Origin of the sequence: Streptosporangium sp. NPDC049078 (genome assembly GCF_040648855.1) — a bacterium.
Lineage (GTDB): Bacteria > Actinomycetota > Actinomycetes > Streptosporangiales > Streptosporangiaceae > Streptosporangium.
Genome location: NZ_JBEZEL010000017.1, coordinates 219,063 through 227,157, shown reverse-complemented (window position 1 = coordinate 227,157; position 8,095 = coordinate 219,063). Strand labels below are relative to the sequence as shown.

Sequence of the window (8,095 nt, the reverse complement as noted above, 5' to 3'; positions counted from 1 at the left end):
GTGGGAGAGTAGGTCACCGCCGGACAATCTTTCACGTAGGGCCCTCACCGTTGGTGGGGGCCTTTCGTGCTTTCCAGGGCCTTTTTCAAGCGATGTCCGGTGATGCCCAGCGGGGTCCCGAGGGCGGTCCAGCGGCGCTCAAGCGGTGTTCCGAGCCTCCAGACGTCGAAGGCCAGGGCTCCGAGCCTCCACGTTCCAGGCCGGCGGAGGCAAGGGCTCCAGGGGAGCTCCTGGGCCTCTGCGAGGCGAAGGGGTTCACTGTGAGACGGAAGCCGCTTTCGCTTCACGGGCGTCACGTTCTGACGGTCGGCACCGGGCCCGCCTGGGTACGACGAAACCCTCGACGTACGTCCCTGGGCGTGGAGCTCGCCGAGCGTGTCACGGAGAGCCGGCCGCTGTTCGTGCACCGGCCGAAGCGTGATCGTCGCGGCGATGCCCATGATCGGGAAGCGATGCTCGACCTACGCTGAGGCGCGCGGCGGGGTGGTGTTCTCCTTTTCTTCGTTCTCCTCGCCGGGATGATCGGTTCCCCTCGGCCTTGAGACCCTATGGTCAGCTACTTTTGTCAAATTTGACAGAAGTTCCAGCTTGGCCGACCGAAGTCACCGCTCAATACGTTCTGTGATCACCTGTGTCGGGGTGAGGGCGGGAGTGGCCGGCGAGACGCAGGTCGAGTCGCGTGACGGCTCTAGGGGAGGGGCGCCTCCGGGATGCCTCGCAGGGCTGTTTGCCCATATTGTTACAAACCGAGTCTATTGCGACGTTCCGCGAGTGGCCACCCCGCCTGATCAGGCAAGATCTCTCGATTGGGGGTGTGTGGGAGCGTGTCCGGTACGGCTCCACCCCGGAGGGACTTTGGTCGTTCGTCGTAGAAAGTTCAAGTGATCATGGCAAAAGTTCTTCCAAAAGGTGCAGAAGACGCGTAACTTCCACGCCAAGTTCTCTGCACACCACCGAGAGGACGAAGTGAGTCGGCCGACGGCGTCCGCAGGCGGATCCCCTCGAAGAGGTGACCCGCCGTGTGGGACCGCGGCCTGCGGCGGAAGGGAGTCGGCGGTCACCCGGCTGAGGCATCGGGGACCGTGGGGCTCCATCCACCCACACGAAGGTAGGAAAACATGAGTGCACACGAAGAAGAGACCGACGAGATCGCGGGCGCGCTGCGCCGCAGGCTCGGGCTGAACCGTCGCCAGTTCCTCGCCGCCACGACGGGGGTCACCGCGGTGGCCGCCATGTCGGCGGTGGGTCCGCTCGCGTCGGCCGCGTACGCGTCCCCCGGCGACGACCAGGAGCGCGGCAAGGGCCACGGCCACGGCCATCAGGAGGCCCTGGTGCCGGAGGCGAAGCGGGGCATCATCCTTTACACGGTCCGTGACGTCATCTCCCGCGACCCGGCGATGAACCTGCCGGCGGGCTTCCGGCGCGTGTTCGAGGAACTCTCGCGGATCGGCTACAAGCAGGTGGAGTTCGCCGGCTACCGCCAGCACGCGAACGCGGAGGGCGGAGCCGACCTGGAGACCGTCGAGGGTGCCCGGCTGCTGCGCCGCTGGCTCGACGACAACGGACTCAAGGCCCAGGGCAACCACGGCTTCATTCCCAGCTCCTGGCCGCTCACCCAGGCCGATCTCGACCGCTTCAAGAGGACGTTGGAGATCGCCAACATCCTCGGCATGGAGCACGTGGGCACCGGCAGCGACCCGACCAACAGCGCCTACAAGGCGGACTGGGACCTCGCCGCCCAGAAGTGGAACGGCCTCGGTGCGCTCGCCTCGGCCGCCGGTCTCAAGCTGTACACGCACAACCACGACGCGGCCTACAGCTTCCTTCTCGACGAGGGCCCGCTCGACGAACTGGGTCGGCCCACCCGCTCGTCGGGCGTCCGGAAGCTGGAGTACTTCCTGGAGATCACCAACCGCAGGGACGTCTATCTCGAGCTGGACATCTACTGGGCGCACGTGGCGCAGTACAAGCACCGCGAGTACGTCGCGCACAACGGCAAGACCCGGACCGACATCTTCGACCCCCTGAAGCTCGTGAAGCAGAACGACAAGCGGTTCCCGCTGTTCCACGCCAAGGACGGGAAGTCCAGCGCTACCGCCAACGGCTACGACATGGTGCCGTTCGGAACCGGTGACATCGACTACAAGGCCTTCTTCTCCAAGCTGGACATCGAGAAGCGCCACAACCCGATGTACGAGCAGGACAACGCGCCCGGAGGGACCGCCGACCCGGGTCGCTCGCTCCAGTACGCCGACCTGAGCTACCAGAACCTCTCCGCCCTGCGCCGTCACTGAGAGCTCGGCGCACCTTAACCACACCTCAGAGCACACACCTCGAAGAAGAATCCGAGGAAGAACCCGAGGAAGGATCCGGAGGATCCGAAGGGTTCGGCGGACCGCCACGTGATCGAAGCCGTTGCCGCGGCACGCGTGGCGGCCCGCCATGTCCTGACACTCCCCTGAAGAAGAGGCTCAGGAAGTTGAAGCTTACCCGCGCCATGCTCGGCGGAGCACTGGCCGCCCTGCTGTTTCCCCTGGCGGTGCCCAGCGCCGCCCCCGCACAGGCCCAGCTCCAGGACGCGGCCACGAACTGGTCGAACTACGAGAAGATCACGCTGACCAAGAACGTCGGCGAGCCGATCGACATGGCGGTCCTGCCGGACAGGAGAGTCCTGCACACCGCCCGCAACGGTGACATCCGCCTGACCGACGGCGCCACCGGTATCACCAAGATCATTAACACGATCCCCGTCTACGCGAACTCCGAGGACGGCCTCCAGACGATCGCGATCGATCCCAAGTTCGCCGAGAACAAGTGGGTCTACGTCTACTACGCGCCGAAGACGATGACGGCGCCGTACCCGGAGACGACCCCCACCGGCTCCGCGCCCAACTCGCTGCCCGCGGGCGCGGACGAGTCGTACTGGAACCAGTGGAAGGGCTACAACCAGCTGTCACGGTTCAAGTGGACCGGTGACGCGCTGGACCTGTCCACCGAGCAGGTGATCATCAAGGTCGAGGTGCAGCGCGGGCAGTGCTGCCACGTCGCGGGCGACATGGACTGGGACGCCGAGGGCAACCTCTACCTCGCCACCGGCGACAACACCCCCGCGGGCACGCCCGGCGCCAACGGTATGGCGCCCAACAACGACGCCCCGGGGATGAACCCCGGGCTGGACTCGCGGCGTGGTGCGGGCAACAGCAACGACCTGCGCGGCAAGATCCTGCGGATCACGGTGAAGGAGGACGGCTCCTACACCGTCCCGGCGGGCAACCTCTTCCCGCCGGGAACGGCCAAGACCCGTCCCGAGATCTTCGTGACGGGGCTGCGGAACCCCTTCCGCATGGACGTCGACGACGTGACCGGCACGGTCTCCTGGGGCGACTACGGTCCCGACGCCGGGGCGCCCGACCCCGCCCGGGGACCCCTGGGCTACGTCGAGTGGGACGTCACCCCCATCGACAAGCCGATGAACGGCGGCTGGCCCTACTGCACGGGGAACCAGTTCAACTACAACGACTGGAACTTCGCGACCGCGACACCGCGCGAGTGGTTCGACTGCGCGGGGGGACCGGTGAACACCTCCCGCTGGAACACCGGTGTGGACAAGCTGCCGCCCGCGACCCCGGCCACCCTCTACTACGGTGACAACAACACCCACCAGCCCGCTGAGTGGGCCGGGCTCACCGACTTCGAGCCCGCGGGCGGCCAGGGACCGATGGGCGGTCCCGTCTACCACTACGACGCGGCGAACCCCTCGACGACGAAGTTCCCCGCGTACTGGGACAAGAAGTTCTTCTTCGCCGAGTTCTCGCAGGACTATCTCGCGGCGTTCACCGTGACGGCGCCTGGCGGGCCGGTGACCAAGATCGAACACTTCCTGCCCAACAGCGCGCTGACGGCCGCGGTGATGCCGATCACCGACAGCCCGATAGACATCGAGTTCGGCCCCGACGGGTCGCTGTACGTGCTCGACTACGGTGACGGCTTCTTCCGCGCCAACCCCGACTCGGGTCTGTACCGCATCGACTACGCCGAGGGGAACAAGACCCCGCAGGCGAAGATCGTCGCCAAGCCGTCGTCGGGCAGCACCGCGCCTCTCGCCGTCGACTTCAGCGCGGCCTCGTCGACCGACGCCGAGCCGGGCCCGCTGACCTACGAGTGGGACTTCGACGGCGACGGGACCTTCGACGCCACCGGCGTGACGGCCTCGCACACCTACCCCGCGCTCGGGCAGTACGTCGCCAGGCTCCGCGTGACCGACGCGCAGGGCAAGTTCGGGCTCACCTCCACCGAGATCACCGTGGGCAACACCGCGCCCGAGGTGACCATCCAGTCGCCGGGCAACGGCTCCTTCTTCAACTGGGGCGACGCGGTGCCGTTCCAGATCAAGGTCTCCGACAAGGAGGACGGCGACAACCCGGTGTGCAGCCGGGTGCAGTGGACCTTCGGCCTCGGTCACGACACGCACGCGCACCCGGAGACCCTCGGTTCCGGATGCTCGGGCGCGTGGCCGACACCGGCCGACGCCCCCGAGCACGGCGAGACCGAGAACATCTTCGGCGTCGTCGTCGTGAGCTACCGGGACAACGGCGCCGGTGACATCCCCGGGGCGGTCGGTGACGCCACGCTCATCCTCAACCCCAAGGAGCTGCAGGCCGAGCACGCCGACACGAGCAGCGGCGTCACCAAGGTGGAGGACGCGAGTGCGTCCGGCCTGGCGAAGATCACGTCGTTCGACGCCGGTGACTGGATCGCGTACGAGCCGGTGAACTTCGCCGGTATCACCAGTGTGAAGACCCGTGCCTCCGGTGCGGGAACGCTCTCCCTGCGATGGGGTTCGGAGACGGCGGAGCCGTTCGCCACCGTCACCGTGCCCGCCGGATCGGGCTGGCAGAGCGTGGAGACCGCGCTCACCGGTGCCCCGACCGGCAGCGGCGAGCTCTTCGTCACCTCGACCGGCGGCGTGGAGGTCGACGGGTTCACCTTCCAGGGTGACGGTGTCGCCGACAAGACGCCTCCGACCGTGTCGGCCACGCTCGCCCCGGCCCAGCCGGGCGGGGAGAACGGCTGGTACACCGGGAACGTCACGCTGACGGTCACCGCGACCGACAACGGCACGGTGGCGAGCAGGCAGTACTCGCTCAACGGCGGTACGACGTGGCTGAACGCCAACAACCCGGTCACCCTGAGCGCGGAGGGTGCCCTTGAGGTGCGCTACCGGGCGACCGACAACGCGGGCAACGTCTCGCAGATCGGCACCGTCACGGCGAAGATCGACAAGACCGCCCCGGTCCTGTCGGTGAGCGGGGTGGAGCCGGGCAAGTACGGCGATTCCGCGTTCATCACGCCCGTCTTCTCGGCGTCCGACGCGGCCTCGGGAGTGGCGAGTGTGACGGCGGCCATCGGTGACCTGGAGGTGGTCTCCGGCAAGGCGATCGCCCTGTCGAAGCTGGCGCTCGGCGCGCACACGCTGACCGTCACCGCGAAGGACAAGGCGGGGCACGTCACCAAGCAGACCGTCGCGTTCGAGGTCACGACCTCCTTCGCCGACGTGCGCAAACTCCTCGACCGCTTCAAGGCGGAGGGCTCGGCGCGGGGCGGCGTCCTCGATGTCCAGCTCGACCAGGCGAGTAAGCACGCGGAGGCTGGGAGGAAGAACGCCGCGATCGCCTCGCTGGAGGTCTTCGTGAAGCTCGCCCAGCGTGAGCTCTGGGTGCCCGACACGAAGGCGCGTGTCGTGCTCGTACGGGACGGGCAGGCGCTGATCGCGCAGCTGCGCGCCCCGGCCGGCGGCTGACGCGGGGCGCGGGGGGAGGGCCCGACCGGCTCTCCCCCCGCGTTCGGCGTGCAGGTGTCAGGGGGCGCTGAGGTCCAGGTCCTTGATCCTGGGGTCGCCCTCGTCGGCGAAGTAGTGGTCGGGCTTGGTGGAGTCGTCGCCCTCGGCCATTCTGGCGGAACGCGCGATGACGGTGCCGAGCGCGGCGACGGCGAGGTTGACCGCGAGGGCGAGGATGCCCGCGTAGATCGTCATCTTGGTGTCCAGTCCCAGTTTCTCCAGCGGGAACGCCGACCCCGCGAAGTGCGGCTTGCCGGTGGCCGGGTTGCCGATGTTGTAGAGCAGGAGCATCCCGGCCCCCATGCCGGCCACCCAGCCGGCGATCAGGCCGCCCCGGTGGAACCAGCGGGTGTAGAGGCCGAGCGCCACCGACGGGAGCGTCTGCAGGATGATGACACCGCCGATGAGCTGCAGGTCGATGGAGAAGCCGGTGTCCAGGAACAGGATGCACAGCACCGCGCCGACCTTGACGAGCAGCGAGGTGATCTTGGAGACGCGGGCCTCGTCGGCGTCGCTCGCGTCCCGGTTCAGATACTCCTTGTAGATGTTGCGGGTGAACAGGTTCGCCGCGGCGATGGACATGATGGCCGCGGGGACCAGCGCGCCGATGCCGATCGCGGCGTAGGCGACGCCGGTGAACCAGTCGGGGAACATCCTGTCGAACAGCTGGGGCACGATCGTGTTGTTGTCGGTGCCGATGGGCTGGATCCCGGCCGCGATGGCCATGAAGCCCAGCAGGGCGATCAGGCCGAGCAGCAGGCTGTAGGCGGGGAGCGCCGACATGTTCCGCTTGATCACGTCACGGTTCCTGGAGGCGAGGATGCCGGTGACGCTGTGCGGATAGAGGAACAGCGCGAGCGCCGAGCCCAGGGCGAGCGTGACGTACTGCAGCTGGTTGTTCGCGTTGAGCAGGATCCCGTCGCCGGGTGCGGCGCTGGCGTCGAACTTGGCCTGGGCGGCGTCGAAGATGCCCGACCAGCCGCCCTCGATCTGGGCGGGGATCGCGAAGATCGCGACCAGGATCACGATGTAGATCAGCGTGTCCTTGACGAACGCGATCAGCGCGGGCGCGCGCAGGCCCGACTGGTAGGTGTACGCGGCCAGGATCGCGAACGCGATGATGATCGGCAGATGACCGGTCACCCCCATCGACTTCAGCACGGCCTCGATACCGACGAGCTGGAGCGCGATGTAGGGCATCGTCGCGACGATGCCGGTGATCGCGACCAGCAGCGCGAGGGTGGGGGAGCCGAACCTGGCCCGGACGAAGTCGGCCGGGGTGACGAAGCCGTGCACGTGCGAGACCGACCAGAGGCGGATCAGCACCAGGAACACGATCGGGTAGACCACGATGGTGTACGGCACCGCGAAGAAGCCCATCGCGCCCGCCCCCCAGAGCAGGGCGGGTACGGCCACGAAGGTGTAGGCGGTGTAGAGGTCGCCGCCGACCAGGAACCAGGTGACCCACGAGCCGAAGTTGCGGCCGCCGAGTCCCCACTCGTCGAGGCTGGCCAGGTTCTCCGGGCGGCGCCAGCGCGCGGCCACGAATCCCATGCCGCTGACCACCAGGAACAGCACGGAGAAGATGATGATCTCTGTCAGGTGGGCTTCCATCGGGTCACCGCCGCCGCTTCGTCATCCGGTACACGATCGAGGTGCACGTGACACCGATCGCGATGAAGGCGAGCTGGAGCCAGTAGAACATCGGGAAACCGAAAAGCCGGGGTTCATCGGAATTGTAGAGAAGCGGGAGCAAAGGTAGGATGATCGGCACGATAAGCAGCCAGTTCCATGGGCTGCGATCGCTCCGGTCCCCGTTTGGAGTGGTCAACGCGGTCTCCTTGAGCTGGAGAATGGACGCCCGGGCAGGGATATCCCCTTCGGCTGACCGGCAGCGTAATTACGCCGCCGTTCCATTCGGGTCACCGAGCGCCGAGTGGCATGTGTGGCGCGACGAACGGCGGCTCGGCCTCGCCGCCGAGGTTCCAGGCCAGGTCGCGGGCGTCGTGCGTCTCCGAGTCCTTCGCTTCACCGCCGGTATCCCACCGATCGCCGACCTCTCGGCGCGGCTTCCTTGACAATGCGGAGTGCATTTCGTAAAGGCGCACAGGCAGGATTGGCCGCCTCCCGCCTCCCGCCTCCCGTGTGGCGTGTGGCGTGTGGCGTGTGGCGCGAATGGGTCCTTCCTGTCGTGGGCGCCGCGGCGGTTACCGGTCATCGTTTGACTGGTAGGAAATCTCCTACCTATTCTTGGGG

Annotated in this window: 4 protein-coding genes; 2 read left to right on the top strand and 2 right to left on the bottom strand. The window is 67.4% G+C overall.

Translation table 11 applies throughout. From position 1 onward, the window contains the following. Nucleotides 1-1,118: 1,118 nt before the first annotated feature. Entirely contained in the window at nucleotides 1,119-2,294 is a 1,176-nt protein-coding gene (locus AB0B90_RS28615) for a TIM barrel protein (protein WP_350947127.1), read from the top strand. Nucleotides 2,295-2,479: 185 nt separating this feature from the next. After that, nucleotides 2,480-5,800, top strand: coding sequence for a PQQ-dependent sugar dehydrogenase (locus AB0B90_RS28610; protein WP_362925761.1), 3,321 nt, complete (start codon nucleotides 2,480-2,482; stop codon nucleotides 5,798-5,800). A gap of 57 nt (nucleotides 5,801-5,857) precedes the next feature. On the opposite strand, the gene mctP is transcribed toward AB0B90_RS28610, so the two are convergent. Further along, the gene (gene mctP / locus AB0B90_RS28605; RefSeq protein WP_362925759.1) at nucleotides 5,858-7,453 is read right to left on the bottom strand and encodes a monocarboxylate uptake permease MctP; all 1,596 of its coding nucleotides are present in this window, start codon (nucleotides 7,451-7,453) and stop codon (nucleotides 5,858-5,860) included. A 4-nt stretch (nucleotides 7,454-7,457) separates the two neighbouring features. Then, complete coding sequence (locus AB0B90_RS28600) at nucleotides 7,458-7,670, bottom strand: DUF3311 domain-containing protein (RefSeq protein WP_362901205.1); 213 nt, start codon at nucleotides 7,668-7,670, stop codon at nucleotides 7,458-7,460. Nucleotides 7,671-8,095: the final 425 nt, after the last annotated feature.